This window comes from Altererythrobacter sp. GH1-8 (assembly GCF_043702085.1).
Taxonomy (GTDB): Bacteria; Pseudomonadota; Alphaproteobacteria; order Sphingomonadales; family Sphingomonadaceae; genus Erythrobacter.
Window position 1 is genome coordinate 311588 of the sequence record NZ_CP171690.1, and the last position, 14511, is coordinate 326098.

The 14511-nt window shown below is 60.0% G+C and carries 15 protein-coding genes and 1 tRNA gene; 4 read left to right on the top strand and 12 right to left on the bottom strand.

Translation table 11 applies throughout. The features are described 5' to 3' along the window. Positions 1–320: 320 nt before the first annotated feature. The 3 genes from ACG9DO_RS01560 to secE all read right to left on the bottom strand — a co-directional run bounded on the left by ACG9DO_RS01560 (position 321) and on the right by secE (position 2523). Positions 321–1622 (bottom strand): cytosine permease, encoded by a 1302-nt coding sequence (locus ACG9DO_RS01560; RefSeq protein WP_394729962.1) that lies wholly within the window; start codon positions 1620–1622, stop codon positions 321–323. 114 nt (positions 1623–1736) lie between these two features. Beyond that, a complete protein-coding gene (gene nusG, locus ACG9DO_RS01565; RefSeq protein ID WP_394729963.1) occupies positions 1737–2273 on the bottom strand; it encodes a transcription termination/antitermination protein NusG in 537 nt (178 codons plus the stop codon). Positions 2274–2313: 40 nt separating this feature from the next. Next, on the bottom strand, positions 2314–2523 hold the full coding sequence (gene secE / locus ACG9DO_RS01570) for a preprotein translocase subunit SecE (protein WP_394729964.1): 210 nt from the start codon (positions 2521–2523) through the stop codon (positions 2314–2316). Between the two features lie 237 nt (positions 2524–2760). Here secE and ACG9DO_RS01575 point away from each other — a divergent pair, with 237 nt between their 5' ends. Further along, entirely contained in the window at positions 2761–4299 is a 1539-nt protein-coding gene (locus ACG9DO_RS01575) for an alanine/glycine:cation symporter family protein (protein WP_394729965.1), read from the top strand. A 118-nt stretch (positions 4300–4417) separates the two neighbouring features. Here ACG9DO_RS01575 and ACG9DO_RS01580 read toward each other — a convergent pair whose 3' ends face one another. Together ACG9DO_RS01580 and ACG9DO_RS01585 are read right to left on the bottom strand one after the other, a co-directional pair. Next, positions 4418–4567: a hypothetical protein gene (locus ACG9DO_RS01580; RefSeq protein ID WP_394729966.1), complete on the bottom strand. Its 150-nt coding sequence runs from the start codon at positions 4565–4567 to the stop codon at positions 4418–4420. 112 nt (positions 4568–4679) lie between these two features. Further along, positions 4680–5870 (bottom strand): glycosyltransferase family 87 protein, encoded by a 1191-nt coding sequence (locus tag ACG9DO_RS01585; protein ID WP_394729967.1) that lies wholly within the window; start codon positions 5868–5870, stop codon positions 4680–4682. 279 nt (positions 5871–6149) lie between these two features. Between ACG9DO_RS01585 and ACG9DO_RS01590 the strand changes: the two genes are divergently transcribed. Next, a complete protein-coding gene (locus ACG9DO_RS01590) occupies positions 6150–6923 on the top strand; it encodes a hypothetical protein (RefSeq protein WP_394729968.1) in 774 nt (257 codons plus the stop codon). A 36-nt stretch (positions 6924–6959) separates the two neighbouring features. On the opposite strand, the gene ACG9DO_RS01595 is transcribed toward ACG9DO_RS01590, so the two are convergent. Both ACG9DO_RS01595 and ACG9DO_RS01600 read right to left on the bottom strand, forming a co-directional pair. Next, complete coding sequence (locus ACG9DO_RS01595; RefSeq protein ID WP_394729969.1) at positions 6960–7760, bottom strand: hypothetical protein; 801 nt, start codon at positions 7758–7760, stop codon at positions 6960–6962. 231 nt (positions 7761–7991) lie between these two features. Then, positions 7992–8067: transfer RNA gene (locus ACG9DO_RS01600), tRNA-Trp, on the bottom strand. A gap of 101 nt (positions 8068–8168) precedes the next feature. Here ACG9DO_RS01600 and aat point away from each other — a divergent pair. Next, positions 8169–8867 carry a leucyl/phenylalanyl-tRNA--protein transferase gene (gene aat, locus ACG9DO_RS01605; RefSeq protein WP_394729970.1) on the top strand — a complete coding sequence of 233 codons (699 nt, stop codon included), beginning with the start codon at positions 8169–8171 and terminating at the stop codon, positions 8865–8867. Here the strand turns inward: aat and ACG9DO_RS01610 are convergent. The 4 genes from ACG9DO_RS01610 to ACG9DO_RS01625 form a co-directional block, all read right to left on the bottom strand. After that, entirely contained in the window at positions 8816–9322 is a 507-nt protein-coding gene (locus tag ACG9DO_RS01610; RefSeq protein ID WP_394729971.1) for a DUF2155 domain-containing protein, read from the bottom strand. The genes aat and ACG9DO_RS01610 overlap by 52 nt on opposite strands. Before the next feature lie 2 nt (positions 9323–9324). Beyond that, positions 9325–9732, bottom strand: a complete 408-nt coding sequence (locus tag ACG9DO_RS01615) for an NADH:ubiquinone oxidoreductase subunit NDUFA12 (RefSeq protein WP_394729972.1) — start codon at positions 9730–9732, stop codon at positions 9325–9327. 63 nt (positions 9733–9795) lie between these two features. Further along, positions 9796–10326, bottom strand: a complete 531-nt coding sequence (locus tag ACG9DO_RS01620) for a DUF192 domain-containing protein (protein WP_394729973.1) — start codon at positions 10324–10326, stop codon at positions 9796–9798. Beyond that, complete coding sequence (locus tag ACG9DO_RS01625; RefSeq protein ID WP_394729974.1) at positions 10320–10880, bottom strand: regulatory protein RecX; 561 nt, start codon at positions 10878–10880, stop codon at positions 10320–10322. Before ACG9DO_RS01625 ends, ACG9DO_RS01620 begins: the two co-directional genes overlap by 7 nt. Positions 10881–11044: 164 nt before the next feature. Between ACG9DO_RS01625 and ACG9DO_RS01630 the strand changes: the two genes are divergently transcribed. Further along, complete coding sequence (locus ACG9DO_RS01630; RefSeq protein WP_394729975.1) at positions 11045–12778, top strand: fatty acyl-AMP ligase; 1734 nt, start codon at positions 11045–11047, stop codon at positions 12776–12778. 18 nt (positions 12779–12796) lie between these two features. On the opposite strand, the gene ACG9DO_RS01635 is transcribed toward ACG9DO_RS01630, so the two are convergent. Next, positions 12797–14413, bottom strand: coding sequence for a TIGR00341 family protein (locus tag ACG9DO_RS01635; RefSeq protein WP_394729976.1), 1617 nt, complete (start codon positions 14411–14413; stop codon positions 12797–12799). Positions 14414–14511: the final 98 nt, after the last annotated feature.

Consider the following 14511-nt stretch of genomic DNA (forward strand, 5'->3'; position numbering starts at 1 on the left):
TTCTCATGTTAAGCGGTCCAGCGGCCTGCCTGGCGCAAACCTCCCGCACGGTCTTCTCAATCCTTGGATGAGAAGCGGCGCGTTTAGCGATTCCCGAGGGAAATGCAAGGATTTTGGGGATGCGTACTGGCCTGTCCTCCAGTAGCGAAGCGGCAGGGCGGACAGGAATGTTGGTTACACATGTTACACAGTCCTGAGAGTGAATTTTCCGCAAGGGAGCAAGCGCTCTCATTTGCGGGGCGTATCAGGCGGGATCTGCAGTTCAGAGACATCCTGAAACAGCTACCCTGCGCAGCGGAAGTAGGAAATCCAACCGCGCCTCACGACTTTCCGAGCGAACGCACACCCATGCTCAGCATCCAGTAGGCCAGCACGGAAGCGATCAGGCCGACCAGCGCGCTCGCGGTGTTCTCTGGCGCATTGAGCGCGGCGATCACGCCCACCGCATAGGCAATGAACGCAAGCGGATTGATGACCGGCGCATGGGTCAGCGCCTCCGCGTCGAAGCGTTTGCGCCCGCCGAGGTAGAATTCCGCCAGCAAGGGGCCGATCAGCGGCGGTGCGATAGTCGCAAGCAGGTCGATCCAGAACAGGAACTGCTCGTAAATGCCCAGCCCGATGATGGTCCCTGCGATCCCGCACAGCACTGTCATGACCCGCTGCGGCCGCTTGAACACGCTCGCGGTCTGCACTGCCGGCAGATAGAGATTGGCATCGCCCGTGGTCCACAAGGCAAGGCTCATCGCGATCACGCCGATCCCGCCGATCACCGCGCCCTGGGCGAGCATGTAAGTCGTGAAGTCATGCGTGCCCGACACGATCCCGCCCATCGCTCCGACGATTTGCAGGAACCACTGCGAGAGGATCAGCACGATGAAGGGAATCGCGATCGCGACCCACGCCTTTTTGGCAAAGCGTGAATATTCGGGCATCACGATCGCACCGACGATCCACGATCCGATCACCAGGTTAACCGCCTGCACCATGGTCAGCGGCGCTTCGCCCGCGCTCGCCTCGGATTGCGAGAGAAATGCCTCCCAGCCGCCGGCCGCGCTGACATTCATCCACCCCGCATAAATGCCGACCGCCACCAGCACGAGCGTTGCCGGAATGCTGACCGCTTCCAGCCCCTTGACCCCGAAATAGGTCGTCATAGTGAACAGCAGCCCGGCAAAGATCGCAACCGCATAGAAAGAGGCCGTGTCGAAACTCTGCGTCCAGGCGAAGCCGAACGCGCCGACGATGATCCCCTGCCAGCCGATCGTCAGCAGGGCGACAAGGATGACGGGACCCGCCGCGCCCAAAGTCCCGAACACCTGCCGATAGAGCAAACCGGAATTGCACGCGGTCTTGTAGCCGACATAGGCCACCAGTGCTCCGATCACGAAATTGACGCTGTTACCCAGGAAGGTTGCGGTGACGATGTCCGCAAAGGGCAAGCCCTTGCCGAGCGCCCCGCCCACGATCAGGCCAGTGACAAGAAAGCCCCAGCCAAACGCGAGCGTGAGCAGCGGGAAGGTCTCGCGGCGCTGGTCATCGCGCAGCGGCGCATGCGGATTATCCGCAGAGGACGCTTCTGCCTCCGGGTCAAAGCTCCACCACTGCTTGAACTTGCCGGCCATCCCAACGTCTCCCCGTTTGCCGCTGCTTAGCGCGGCATCGAGAGAGGAGTAAATCAAACGTGCAATGTCGATGAGCAGGCGATGGAAAAACCGCCTACCGGACAGCCAGCCTGATTACTTGACCAGTTCGACCTGCTCGAAGTCCAGTTCGACCGGGGTCGCACGGCCAAAGATCGAAACCGAGACCTTGACCTTCGCCTTGTCGAAATCGAGTTCTTCCACCACGCCGTTGAAGCTTGCGAAGGGTCCGTCGAGGACCTTGACCTGATCACCGATCTCGTAATCGACGCTGATGTCGCGCTTGGGCGCGGCCTTGGCTTCTTCGACACCGCCGAAATAGCGCGCGGCCTCTTTCTCGGAAATCGGCTGTGGCTTGTTGCCGGACCCCAAAAAGCCCGTGACCTTGGGCGTGTTCTTGATCAGGTGATAGACATCATCCGTCAGCTTGAGCTTGGCGAGCACATAGCCGGGCATGAACTTGCGTTCGACCTGGACCTTCTTGCCGCGCTTGACTTCGGTCACGGTTTCAGTCGGGACCTGCACGTCCTCGACCGCCTCGCTGAGGCCAAGCCGCTCGGCTTCGGAAATGATCTGGTCGCGAACCTTGTTCTCAAAACCGGAATAGGCGTGGATGATGTACCAGCGAGCCATGGAGGTATCCTTTAGTCCCTGAAAGTGATGGGGATGTGCGTTACGCGAGCTTCAGCAGCCAGCCCACGATCCCGTTGAACACAGTGTCAACACCGAGGAAGAACAGCGAGAGAATGATCATCATGATGAACACGAAAATCGCGGTCCGGATCGTCTCTTCGCGCGTCGGCCATACGACCTTGCTGGTCTCCGTGCGGACCTGATTGATGAATTCCGCCGGCGATGTCTTGCGCTTCTTGTCTTCGGCCATGGTGATGACCTCTCTTCCTCGAATAATGTCTGCGTCTTCAGCGACTGGGTTTCAGGTAGGGCTTCTCGCCGCCCCGAACAAGGGTTCGGGAGGGGCCTGACTGATTCCAATGTCGGAAGACGGGTAGGCATCTAGGGCTGGGGCGGAGCAAAAGCAAGTCTGTTGGTTGTTGCGTCAATCCACGCACCTCTCTAGCGTGCAGCCCTTCATTCAGGGACGCATGAGGGAACCCCAAGCATGGCAGCTGCACAGGCAGAGTCGGTCAGTCTGATCGACCGCGTGACCAATATTTCCGATTTCATCTGGGGCGGGACATGGAATGGCGAATTGCTGCCATGGCTGTCCGTTGGCGGGCAACCGATCCCCCCGATGGTGATCATCCTGCTTGGCATTGGCCTTTACATCATGTTCGGGCTGAAGTTTTACCCGATCCGCCAGCTTGGCAGTGCGTTCAAAGGCCTGTTCGCCGGGCGCAAGGGCGAAGGCGCGGGGGAAATCTCACCCTTTGCAGCGCTCTCGACTGCGCTTTCGGGCCAGGTCGGCACGGGCAACCTCGCCGGCGTCGCAACCGCTATCGCACTGGGTGGTCCCGGCGCGATCTTCTGGATGTGGATCACCGCGCTGATCGGTATGGCGCTCGCTTTTGCAGAAGGCAGCCTCGCTATCCGTTACCGCGAGAAGACGTCGGACGGCGTCTATCGCGGCGGCCCGATGAGCTACATCATGATGGGTCTGGGGCCGAAATGGACCTGGCTTGCGATCCTGTTCTGTCTCGGCACGCTGTTCTCCGCGATGGTCACCGGCAATTCGATTCAAGCGAATGCGGTCGCCGATGGCCTCAACGAGCTGTTCGGAATCGAGGAATGGATGGGCGGCGCGATCGTCGCTGTGCTGGTCTTCGTCGTCATCATCGGCGGGATCAAGTCGATCGGCAATGTCGCGGAGAAAGTCGTGCCTTTCATGGCGGCAGCCTATGTGGTCATGGCGATCATTGCGCTGATCCTTAATATCGAGGACATCCCGGCGACGTTTGGCTTAATCTTCCACGGTGCCTTCAATCCGCAGGCAGCAACCGGCGGCTTTGTAGGAGCAGCGATTGCGCTGGCAATTCGCGCCGGTGTCGCGCGCGGGCTGTTCTCAAACGAGGCGGGACAGGGTTCGACCCCGATCGCCCACGCGGTCGCGCAAACCAATGACCCTGAGCAACAGGGCCGCATGGCGATGCTGGGCACTTTCATCGACACCATCGTGATCTGCACCATGACCGCACTGGTTATCCTGACGGTCCAAGGCGATTTCACCGGCGGCGGCGAAGCAGTGGCCCATGCATGGAATTCCGATCTTGAAGGCTTTGCGATGACCAGCGGCGCATTCGCCGCAGCGTTCCCGGTCGAAATCTTCAGCGTTCCGATCGGGACACTGATCGCTTCGACCGCGTTGATCCTGTTCGTGTTCACCACGCTCTTGACATGGAGCTATTACGGCGAGCGCGCGATCACCTTCATCTATGACCGCATACCTGGTTCAAACCGCAGAGGTGAGAAGGTCCTTCACATCATCTGGCGCGTGCTGTGGTGCGTGGTGATCTATGTCGGCTCGACACAGGACCTGACCCTGGTCTGGCGTCTGGGCGATATCTCCAACGCTGCCATGGCGCTGCCAAACCTTGTCGCCTTGCTGCTGCTGTCAGGCGTGGTGTTCAAGCTGGCCAAGGGAGACCGCACAGCGGGCAAAACCTATGGCCGGGAAACACCGGAAGAACCAAACGAATACTGATCTGATCGAACTTGGCTAGGCGGGCGCGCTCGGGGGACGCGTCGCTCGCATAGGAAGGGGCTGGCACGCCAAAGGCATGTCGGCCCCTTTTTTCATACGCGACATTTGAGCGCGATTCTCAGTTGCGCATGAACAGACGCTCAAACCAGCTTGGTTCTTGCATGGGGCGCACCTTGCCATAGGCCTGACGGCGCAGGGATGCATCGCGGTATGGACGCGGCTCGACCCAATGGTCAGGACGGCTCGATCGATAAGAATGCACGCACATGGTACTGCTCCTTTGCGGGTGTCGTTGAGCAGGTTCTGACATGCGTCGGATCGCGCGAAGCTGAATTCGCCGTTTTGCGAATGTTAATGTTGATAGCCACTTTCCTGAACGCCTAAGCCGCTTTTCCGCGCTGCCAGATCAGCCAGACCATCGCAGCGCTGGCCAGAGGCATCAGGTTCAGGTGAAGCGGCAATGCGGCGGCGCGCGTCACGAACGGGGCGAGCCACAACATCAGCAGGATCGCCTTGTCCCATGGCCTGAAGCTGCCTTTGCGGTCGCGCGCTTCAGCGACCAGCCACAGCGTCGGCAGGATCAGGAACGCGAGGTCGTAATTGAACAGGTAAGGCGAAGCGAGCGGAGTTGCCGCGAGCGCGAGCGCGCCGCTTGCCGCCATATCTCCGCCAAAACGCTTCCAGCTGAGCCACACCAGCGCGATCATCGCCGTTGCAACAACCACATTGATCCCGAGTGCGATCTCATGCCCGGCCCAGATGCGCAACTGGCTGTAAAGCGTTGCCATGCGCAGGAAGAAATCATCATCGTCCTGCGCCATCAGGAGCGCGCTCTTCTCCCAGCTGGTGGTGTAGGCGAGCATGGTCTCGGTCCCGAAGACCCACCACGAAAGCGCGAGCAGTCCCACCGCCGAAATACCGGCGGCGATGAAGGCTTTCCACTTGCCGCCCGCCGCCAGCCAGAACGGCAGCAGGACCGCGAGATGTGGCTTGATCACAAGCGCCCCGATCATCGCGCCGCCCAACAGAGGCCGCTTGCCTGCGAGCGCCACCCCGCCCACCAGCAGCGCACCCGTGAGCAGACCATTTTGGGCATGGCTCGCGGCGATCATCGCTCCGGGATAGGCCAGGATCAGCGGCCAGAAACGCGGCGCGACCTTCCAGCTGACTGCAAACCACAGCGCGAAGGTCGTCACCACCCAGGCAATCCACGCGGCCGGGTAAGGCAGCGCGCCGAAGGGTGTCACGGCAAACAGGAAAGGCGGCGGATTGACGAAGGCAAAGACCTCATCGAAACCGGTCGAGGCCTGCACCGCTTTCTGCAAGGCAATGTCATAGGTCGCGGCCGCGCCTTCGGACAGCGTGATCTTCGCCGCGCCCCAGAAGGCGAGGAAATCACTCCCGACCCCGCCCATCGCCTTCACATAAGTGTTCGCGATCATCCCGAGCGAGCCGAGGAAATAGATCACCGCATAGGCGCGTACCCGCTCCTTATCCAGCCATGCCGCATCGCGCAGCAGGCTGACGAGCCCGGTGTCTCGGTTTTGTTGTTGCTGAGCGTCCCCCGTCATGCGCTCGCCTATAGGCAAACAAGGTTAACGGATCGAGACCAAAGGGACCCTGCGAAGACGCACCGCATGGCTTCGCCGCCAACCTGCCAGCACAGCGCCGAGACAGCGAAGGCTGATCGAAGATACTGGCAGCCTCCTTTCTGGCAGCAGCAGGGGTGGGGCAATTCATGCGTAACGAGACGCTGAAAGAATGGGTAAACGGCGCAGTAACGCGGCGTTTAAAGGCCTTTAATGTGTTCGAGTTATTCAGTTTCTTGATAAGACTTTAGGGGCTGAACATTGTCGCGCAAACCATCGCAAGCAGACAAGCGAGCTGCGTCGATCCTGCACGAGATATATCGACCGGTCCTGCGCGGCTATTTCGCAGCATTCGCGCTGTACTACATCGCCATGTTCCCGACCCACCTCTACCATTACAGCGGGCTCGACAGAGTCCAGATGGGCAGCCTTGCATTGATCGCCGCAACGATCGGCCTCATCGGGGCATGGGCGCTCCGCAAGCAGATAGCGCCCGAACGGTCATCTGCAGTCTTGCTGGCGATGAATATCAGCGTGGTGTGCAACGTCTTTGCCGCGCTGAATATTGACCTGCAGCCGGAAAAGCTGACTTACTTCATCATCATGGTGATGGCGTTTGGCCTCGCCAGCATCAATCTCCGCCAGTCGGTGTTGTCCATTGTGCTTGCGCTGGCGGCGATGGCCTATTTTCTCCCGGCCCTGGAAGAGACCACATATACCCGCTTTACGTTCCTTGGCTTTGCCGCCGCCCTTGCAGCCGCCAAAGTAAGAGGAACGAAGCTGGGGAACCCGAATGGGGCCGCTGCACTGCGTAGGGCCGGGAAAGGGAACGAGGCCTCTGTAGAGGCGATCAAGCAGAACGCTGACAGGTTCGCAGAAGGGCTTCGCGGGTTCGTGGAGGATATCCGTGAGAGTGGAGTGACCAGCCTCGCTGGGATCGCTGGCGAGTTGAACGCACGGCACATGCGGACTGCTCGCGATGGGCGCTGGCATGCGAGTTCTGTGAGGAACTTACTAGGGCGCTTGGGGGTCTGATGGGTCTGCCTTTGGCTCCCCGACGCCCTGCTTTTTCTATCGCGTTTGTTCTTTACGGTAATGCAGGGCGATTGACGCAGCAAAAGCACCCGCACCGGGAAACCCCGCAGTTGAAAACAGCGCAAAAAGTATTCCCGACACGGCAAGAGGCAGCGGATCATTTCGCGTTAAGCGCCACGCTCGTTTCGCAAACTGGACTGCTTCGGCTGGCAATCCTTGAGCGTCGATCGCTTCCAAACCGCCCTCTTCTGCTGCCCGAAGAATTGTATCCAGCGCATCTCTGAGGCTTCGGAGGGTTGCTAGAGCTTCGTCGATATGGTCCATTCTTGGGCCGTTGTTGTGAGGCGGCTGGCTCAGGTGGTCGATCAATACGTCGATAGCATTCAACGCAATGGGCAAAGTGGATCGGATGGTTATGACCCTTTGCGCGGGGGATTGGATACCAGTCCAAAGTGCGCTGTCTACTAGGGATTTAGTCCCTTCGTTCCGTTGTTCGAAAAGCTGAGACTCTCTGTGATAAAGCACAGACATTTCCGAATATATCCAGCCCGCCACCTTCTCTTGAGAAGGGTTTGAATGGGGTCCCCATATAGCCGCAGCTTCTTCCCAAAGCTCCTTTCTCGACTCATGTCGTTCAAGCAACTTGGGAACGAAGCCGCGATAGTCGGGGTCATTCATGATCGCTTCCCTGAACACCCGATAGCTCTCGTTAAGGCGTTCATCATCCAAAAAGGTGCCGTAAGAAATCAGGGTCATCAATTCGCATAGAGCGCGATTCTCATCGTGCTCATCGTTATGTGCCATGTAGTGTCCCGCGACCGCCTCTGCGATTGCCATGAGTAGAGCTCCGAACCGGGGTTAAATGCCTCCTGTTCAGATGACAGCTACGCCTGCGCTTCTCAAGCTCCGGTCTCAATCATTGTTCTCGAACCCGTTGTTCGGGAAGGAGGAGAAGCTACCAACGCATGGAGACTCGATTCTGGACCACACATATATGGCCCACAAAGCTGGCCCACACTTCGCTGAGGCATGGGGCCAAGCATATAATTACATTGCGTTTTTAGGAAATGGCAGGGGTGACAGGATTCGAACCCGTGGCCCTCGGTTTTGGAGACCGATGCTCTACCAGCTGAGCTACACCCCTGCAGTCAGGGGCCGCCCTCTAATCGCAAGCGCGCCGCAGCGCAACCAGTCTGTTCGCATTCGTGCAAGGGATTTTACATTTTCTCTGGTAAAGACGGTGTCATGCACGCGCCCATGCCCGAACCTATTCCGGTCGAGATGTTGCTGCTGGCCTATCGCAGCGGCATTTTCCCGATGGCAGACCGGCGCGACGATCCAGAGCTGTTCTGGGTCGAGCCGCGCGAGCGGGCAATCATCCCGCTGGACGGGCTGAGGGTCTCCAAGAGCCTGCGCAAGACGCTGCGGCAGGATCGCTTCTCCGTCAAGATCAACCGGGCGTTCGACGACGTGATTGCCTCTTGTGCAGCGCCACGCCCGGGGCATCCCGAAAGCTGGATCAGCATGCGCATCCAGGCGAGCTACCGCCAGCTCCATGATGCAGGCCATGCGCACTCGATCGAATGCTGGGATCGCGGCAGGCTGGTCGGCGGGCTTTACGGCGTCAGTTTTGACCGCGTGTTCTGCGGCGAAAGCATGTTCAGCCTGGAAACGGACGCAAGCAAGGTCGCGCTTTGCTGGCTGGTCGCCATGATGCGGCGGGCAGGCTTTGCGCTGCTCGACTGCCAGTTCATGACCGATCACCTGGGCCGGCTGGGCGCGCGCGAGCTGCCCCAAGCCGATTATCTCAGGAAGCTGGAAGCTGCGCGCGGGGCTGCGGCGATGCCATTGCCGGTCGCGCACGAAGAGTTATTGCTCGATGCGCAGGCCGCTCACTCGTCGCCCGGAAAGTTCATTGCGCAATCCTTTACCCAGACATCATAGATCGGGTGTTCAACCACATTCAGGCTGGGCGAGTTATTGAACAGCCAGCCTGAGAAAATGCGGGTGAATTCTTCTGAACCGCGGTTCTGCACTTCGACCTGAACGAAGGCACCGACTTCTTGCGGCATTTCCCATGGCGCGGTGCGTTCGCATGCGGACAGCCGCACGATAACCGGGCCGATCTCTTGCGATTCGCCGGGCCGCAGTTCGAGGTCCTGCGTGACGTTGTTGCGCTTGTTGATCAGGCCGAGCGTCGCGATACGCTCTTCCATCGGGGTCGCGCCTTCAACCTGCTTGCTTAGCTGGGCAGGCGCGACTTCTGCCGGTGAACCAGTTGCTGGCTGTTCCGTCTCAACCGGTAGGTCCGGATCAGGTTCAGCTGCTTCCTCGCCGCACGAAGCGAGCAGGAAAAGCGCCGGTGCGGCAAGGCCAAGGAGCGCGGGTGCGCGAGCCATGCTCAGCTATCCGGGGTCCAGGCTTCGTAATCCCCAACCGCTGCAGCCCGCTTGCCGCCACGCTCCAGCGCGCCTTGCGGGCGATAGGCATGCGCAGTGCCGGTGGCGTTGGGCGTGTAATCTGCTTCCCAGATGCGCGGTGGCGGCAGGAAGCTCTCCGGGACATCATCGCCAGAGCCATGTAGCCAGCCATGCCATTCCGCTGGAACGCGGCTCGCATCATTGGCGCCGTTATAGATTACCCAGCGCCGCTCGCGCTCGGCGCCCTTGGGGCCGGTCTTGACCTTTGAACGGTAGTATTTGTTGCCTTGCGCATCGGTGCCGACATGCTCGCCCTTGCGCGAGGTCCACAGCATGGTGCCGATCGTCGCACCGTCCCACCAGGTGAAGATTTTGCCAAGAATGCTCATAGGCTCTCGCGACTAGAGCGTTTTGGTGAGAGCTTCAAGCGGGATACGCTGGGGTGCCTCGGCTTATTCAGGCAATTCCCAGGTGACCAGATCGCCGGCCTCGATACCCAGCTGTGCCGCGCGCCCACCACGAATCTCGAATACGGCAATGGCAAGCCCTTCCGATCGCACCGATTCGAGCGAATAGGGCGTTGTCATCGCGGCGATATTGATGATCCGGTTGTCGGTTCCGATGAAGACGATGTCGAGCGGGATCGGCGTGTTCTTCATCCAGAAGCTGCGGATTTGCGGAGAGGCTGAGGGAAACAGCATGGCCGCAAAGTCATCGAGTTCGGTGCGGAACATCAGTCCTCGCGATTGCGCTTCTGGCGTATCGGCAAGCTCTGTCAAAAACCCGATACGCTCCTCACCCGTGTCGACGGTCACATTGATCAGCTCAAGCCCAGAGACGGGATGAACCGCTGGCCGAGCGGCCGCGTTTTGCGCGGTAGATGTGTCAGGCTTCGTGCTGCTCTGCGCGTCGGGCGTGCCTGCATCAGAGGCAGAGCAGGCCGCGAGCGCAAAAGCGATGACCAGCCATGCCCATCTCACCATTGTGTCCTGTCCTCTTCATCCGCCGCTTCCGACAGCCATTGATTGAGCTGGTCTTCGCTGGTCGCCTCGACAATGAAACGCGCCGCAGCAAAGTCATGCCCTGCCCGCGCCATCGCCGCAATATGCTTCTCGCGCTTGTCCGGATCGACCGCCAGTTTTGCAAACGGACCAAACCCCCGTTTCTGTGCAAGGCGGATGGCCGCTTCGCGCCGGGCGAAATCAGAGGGGGCGATGTCTTCGCGCAGGTCTGCCGCGATGCCTGAGTGGCGCAGGGTTTCCTCGACCCGGCGCGCACCATAGCCGCGCCGCAGGAGCGAGCCGGACCGCGCCCGTGCATAGGCTTCATCGTCGACATATTGGAGCTCGACCAGCCGCTCGACGATTGCGCGAACATCCAGCTCTTCGCCTTCGGCTATGCCGCGTTCACGGATCTTGCGCAGCAAATAGGCCTCAAGTTTTGCAGCACTCGTCGCAAAACGCGCTGCATAGGACAGCGCAAGATCGCGCAATGCGGTCTGATCAAACGGTCGGGCGGGCTTCCGGGGACGCCTCATCCTTGCGGCAATTTAGTTTCGGTGGAAACCATAATGCCATATTCGTGCCACACTCCTTGGGAAATGGTAAAGTGACAAAACTTGCGGGGGAGGGGTTTTCCCGGCATGGGAACAAGCATTGGTGCACCTGAAAGCACTGTAAGCCACGGGTATCGCTGAAGATTATGACCGACGCCGTTTTGACGCCGACGCCGAATGATTGCCCTTTGCCACGCAAACGGGCTGACTTTGCGACCTTCAATGACGCGATCGACTACGCTGCGAGAAGCGAAAAGGGTCTCAATTTCCATGATATGCGCGGACAGCTCGCGCGCGTGTACACCTATTCTGAGATGCGCGAAGACGCGCTGGTGATGGCGCGACGCTTGGTTGCAGCAGGGATTGGCAAAGAAGACCGAGTCGCGCTGATCGCGGAAACAGGCGCAGAATTTGCCGCGCTCTTCTGCGCCTGCGTCTATGCCGGCGCGTGGCCCGTGCCGCTGCCTTTGCCGACCACTTTTGGCGGCAAGGAAAGCTACATCGATCAGCTGACGGTTCAGCTCAACAGCTCGGACCCGAAGCTGCTGCTGTACCCGGAAGAAATTGCCGAGATGGCAGCCGCTGCGGCAGCTAACCAGGGCTGCCGGAGCGAGAGCTGGCAGGATTTTGCGCTGCGGGAAGCCCCGGATTGCGAACTGCCCCAAGCGGGTCCGGACGACATCTGCTACCTGCAATATTCCTCTGGCTCGACCCGCTTCCCGACCGGCGTCGCCGTGACGCATCGTTCGCTGCTACACAATCTGTACGGGCACGCCGCGAGCATGCATCTGGGCGAGAACGATCGGTGCGTCAGCTGGCTGCCGTGGTATCATGACATGGGTCTGGTCGGCTGTTTCCTGTCGTTGATCGCAAACCAGGTATCAGGCGATTATCTGAAGCCCGATGCCTTTGCGCGTCGCCCGCTCGCCTGGCTGGACATGATCAGCGCCAACAAGGGCAACACGCTGTCTTACTCGCCAACCTTTGGCTACGACATTTGCGCGCGCCGCATCTCCAGCCAGAGCCATGTCGCAGAGCGGTTCGACCTGTCGCGCTGGCGGATCGCGGGCAATGGAGCGGACATGATCCGCCCGGATGTGATGCAGCAATTCGTCAACGCCTTTGCCGAAGCGGGCTTCAAGGCGAGCGCCTTTACCCCTTCTTATGGTCTTGCAGAAGCGGTGCTCGCGGTCACGGTGATGCCCCCGGGCGAAGGCATCCGGGTCGAACTGGTCGAGGAAGAGCGCCTGTCAGGCACGCCGCGCGATCTGTCGCGCCCGGCGCGCTACCGTGCGATCGTGAATTGCGGCAAGGCCCTGCCCGATATGGAAGTGCAGATCCGCGGCGAGAATGGCGATGCGCGGCCTGACCATCATATCGGCAAGGTATGGTGCAGAGGGCCCAGCGTGATGCATTCCTACTTCCGCAATCTGGAAGCGACCGAGGATTGCCTCGTCGACGGATGGCTCGACACCGGCGACATGGGCTATCTCGCCGATGGTTATCTGTTCATCGTCGGCCGCGCCAAGGACATGATCATCATCAATGGCAAGAACCACTGGCCGCAGGATATCGAATGGGCAGTCGAGCAATTGCCCGGCTTCAACCATGGCGACATCGCGGCTTTTTCAATCGAGACGGAAAGTGGCGAGGAAGCACCCGCAGTGCTGGTCCACTGCCGTGTTTCCGATCCGGAAGAGCGCATCCGCCTGCGCGATCAGATTGCCGACAAGGTCCGCTCTGTCACCGGCATGAGCTGTGTGGTCGAACTGGTGCCGCCGCGCACCCTGCCGCGTACCAGCTCTGGCAAGCTTTCGCGCGCGAAAGCGAAGAAGCTGTACCTGTCAGGCGAGATCGCACCGCTCGAAATGGCGGCGTAGGCAAGCTTTCGCTGACCTCTACTCCACCTCGTCCCAGCGCAGCGTCACTTCTGACCCACCACGCGTCAGCACGCCCTGCCTTACGTCGCTGACACCTGCCTCGTCGAGATCACGCTCGATCAGCGCCACCAGTTCCTCTGGACCGGAAAGAACCACCGGCAAGCCGAGCCGCTGCACACTCCACACCGCGAGATCGCGCGCCACGCGGCCTTGCTCGGTCAGTGTGTAGACCGGCTCACCTGCCGCATTGCGCTGCACCTGATAGGCGATCACCGGCAGCGGGCCGACCGGTGGGATCAGCTCCACTGTCCAGTCCGGCGCAGTCGCCGCAATTCGCGCTTCAAGGATGTTATAGGTCGAAAGCGTCGCCCCTTCGAGGCGGCGCGCGCGAACGATCGCGCGTTTGCGGTTTCGGTCAACAGTGACATCGCTGTCTGGGACACCAGCCACCAGTGCAAGGTGTCGAGCAACGTCTTCTGCCTGCTCGCGGGCATTGGCCTCCTCGCGTGCGCGGGCGGCGGACAATTGTGCCTGTTCCGCTGCGCTTGCATTTGTACCGACCTGGAATTGTGCCAGCAACAACTCCACGTTCTGCCCCAGACGCCGCTCCAGCGCAGCGCTGATTTCTGCATCTGCATCGTCCCGCAAGCGCGGAGTCAGTACAGTTGCGTCGATCACGAGGGGATCTCTTGTGAAATCGATCTCGAACTGGTCGATCCGCGCACTTGCTCCAAACGCATCCTGCAATTCGTTTCGGACGATGCGCTGTGCGTTTGTCTCCCACGCAATGTTTTGCAAGGAGATGAAAAGCGGGATTGCCAGCGCTACAAACACGGTGACAATGGCGATATTCTGGAACAGCGTGTTGCGTTCGCTAAGGCTGGTGCGGAAGCCGTAGAGTTTCGCCATCGCAAGGGCGGTCAGCGCAATGGTCAGGAGGTTCGTGACAAAGAGAAACAACGCTCCCCAGAAAACAGTGCCGTTAAAAGTTGCCAGCCCATAGCCGACGGTCGCAAGCGGCGGCATCAAGGCGGTTGCGATGGCCACCCCCACGATCGTGCCTTCGCGTCCCCGGATCATCGCATAAGCGCCCGCCAATGCCGAGAACAACGCCACCAGCAAGTCGAACAGGTTAGGCCGGGTGCGTGCCGCGATTTCCGGCGTGATCGTCTGGATGGGCGAAAAGAACACGATCAGCGCGCACAGCAGAATCGCCATGGCCGAGCCCCAGGCGAGCGAGCGTGCTGACTGTTTGAGCCAGGCGTAATCGCCAATCGCAAGGGCGAAGCCCAATCCCATGATCGGACCCATCAGCGGGGAGAGCAGCATCGCTCCGATAACCACCGCAGGCGAGGACAGCAGCAAGCCAAGGATCGCAATTCCGCCTGACATCGCGGTCATGAACAGATAGCGTTCAGACAGAGCGCAATCATCGCGGCGCTTTTCTATCACTGCCGGTTGATCGACCGTGGCTGTGACTTCCTGTCGCCACCACCGCAGCAGGCTGAATTTCACGCTGGAGAGCGAAGGGCGTGGAGCCTCACCCTTCGGCATTGCCTCATCATCAGCGACGCTTTCGATTGCCGCCGGACTGGACACAGCTTCACTGGCGCTCAATTCATTCTTGTCAGCCACGTTTGGCCATCCCCTGATTGGTCAAACATCTGATTTACGCAGATTCGCGCATTAGGCAAAGCCGCGAATTCGCCGCTGCTTTCGCTGGACCTTCAAGC

What these genes read in the sequence shown, in the direction of transcription:
- ACG9DO_RS01560 (WP_394729962.1), bottom strand. Translation starts at nt 1,622, where the DNA reads ATGGCCGGCAAGTTCAAGCAGTGGTGGAGCTTTGACCCGGAGGCAGAA.
- nusG (WP_394729963.1), bottom strand. Translation starts at nt 2,273, where the DNA reads ATGGCTCGCTGGTACATCATCCACGCCTATTCCGGTTTTGAGAACAAG.
- secE (WP_394729964.1), bottom strand. Translation starts at nt 2,523, where the DNA reads ATGGCCGAAGACAAGAAGCGCAAGACATCGCCGGCGGAATTCATCAAT.
- ACG9DO_RS01575 (WP_394729965.1), top strand. Translation starts at nt 2,761, where the DNA reads ATGGCAGCTGCACAGGCAGAGTCGGTCAGTCTGATCGACCGCGTGACC.
- ACG9DO_RS01580 (WP_394729966.1), bottom strand. Translation starts at nt 4,567, where the DNA reads ATGTGCGTGCATTCTTATCGATCGAGCCGTCCTGACCATTGGGTCGAG.
- ACG9DO_RS01585 (WP_394729967.1), bottom strand. Translation starts at nt 5,870, where the DNA reads ATGACGGGGGACGCTCAGCAACAACAAAACCGAGACACCGGGCTCGTC.
- ACG9DO_RS01595 (WP_394729969.1), bottom strand. Translation starts at nt 7,760, where the DNA reads ATGGCAATCGCAGAGGCGGTCGCGGGACACTACATGGCACATAACGAT.
- aat (WP_394729970.1), top strand. Translation starts at nt 8,169, where the DNA reads ATGCACGCGCCCATGCCCGAACCTATTCCGGTCGAGATGTTGCTGCTG.
- ACG9DO_RS01610 (WP_394729971.1), bottom strand. Translation starts at nt 9,322, where the DNA reads ATGGCTCGCGCACCCGCGCTCCTTGGCCTTGCCGCACCGGCGCTTTTC.
- ACG9DO_RS01615 (WP_394729972.1), bottom strand. Translation starts at nt 9,732, where the DNA reads ATGAGCATTCTTGGCAAAATCTTCACCTGGTGGGACGGTGCGACGATC.
- ACG9DO_RS01620 (WP_394729973.1), bottom strand. Translation starts at nt 10,326, where the DNA reads ATGGTGAGATGGGCATGGCTGGTCATCGCTTTTGCGCTCGCGGCCTGC.
- ACG9DO_RS01625 (WP_394729974.1), bottom strand. Translation starts at nt 10,880, where the DNA reads ATGAGGCGTCCCCGGAAGCCCGCCCGACCGTTTGATCAGACCGCATTG.
- ACG9DO_RS01630 (WP_394729975.1), top strand. Translation starts at nt 11,045, where the DNA reads ATGACCGACGCCGTTTTGACGCCGACGCCGAATGATTGCCCTTTGCCA.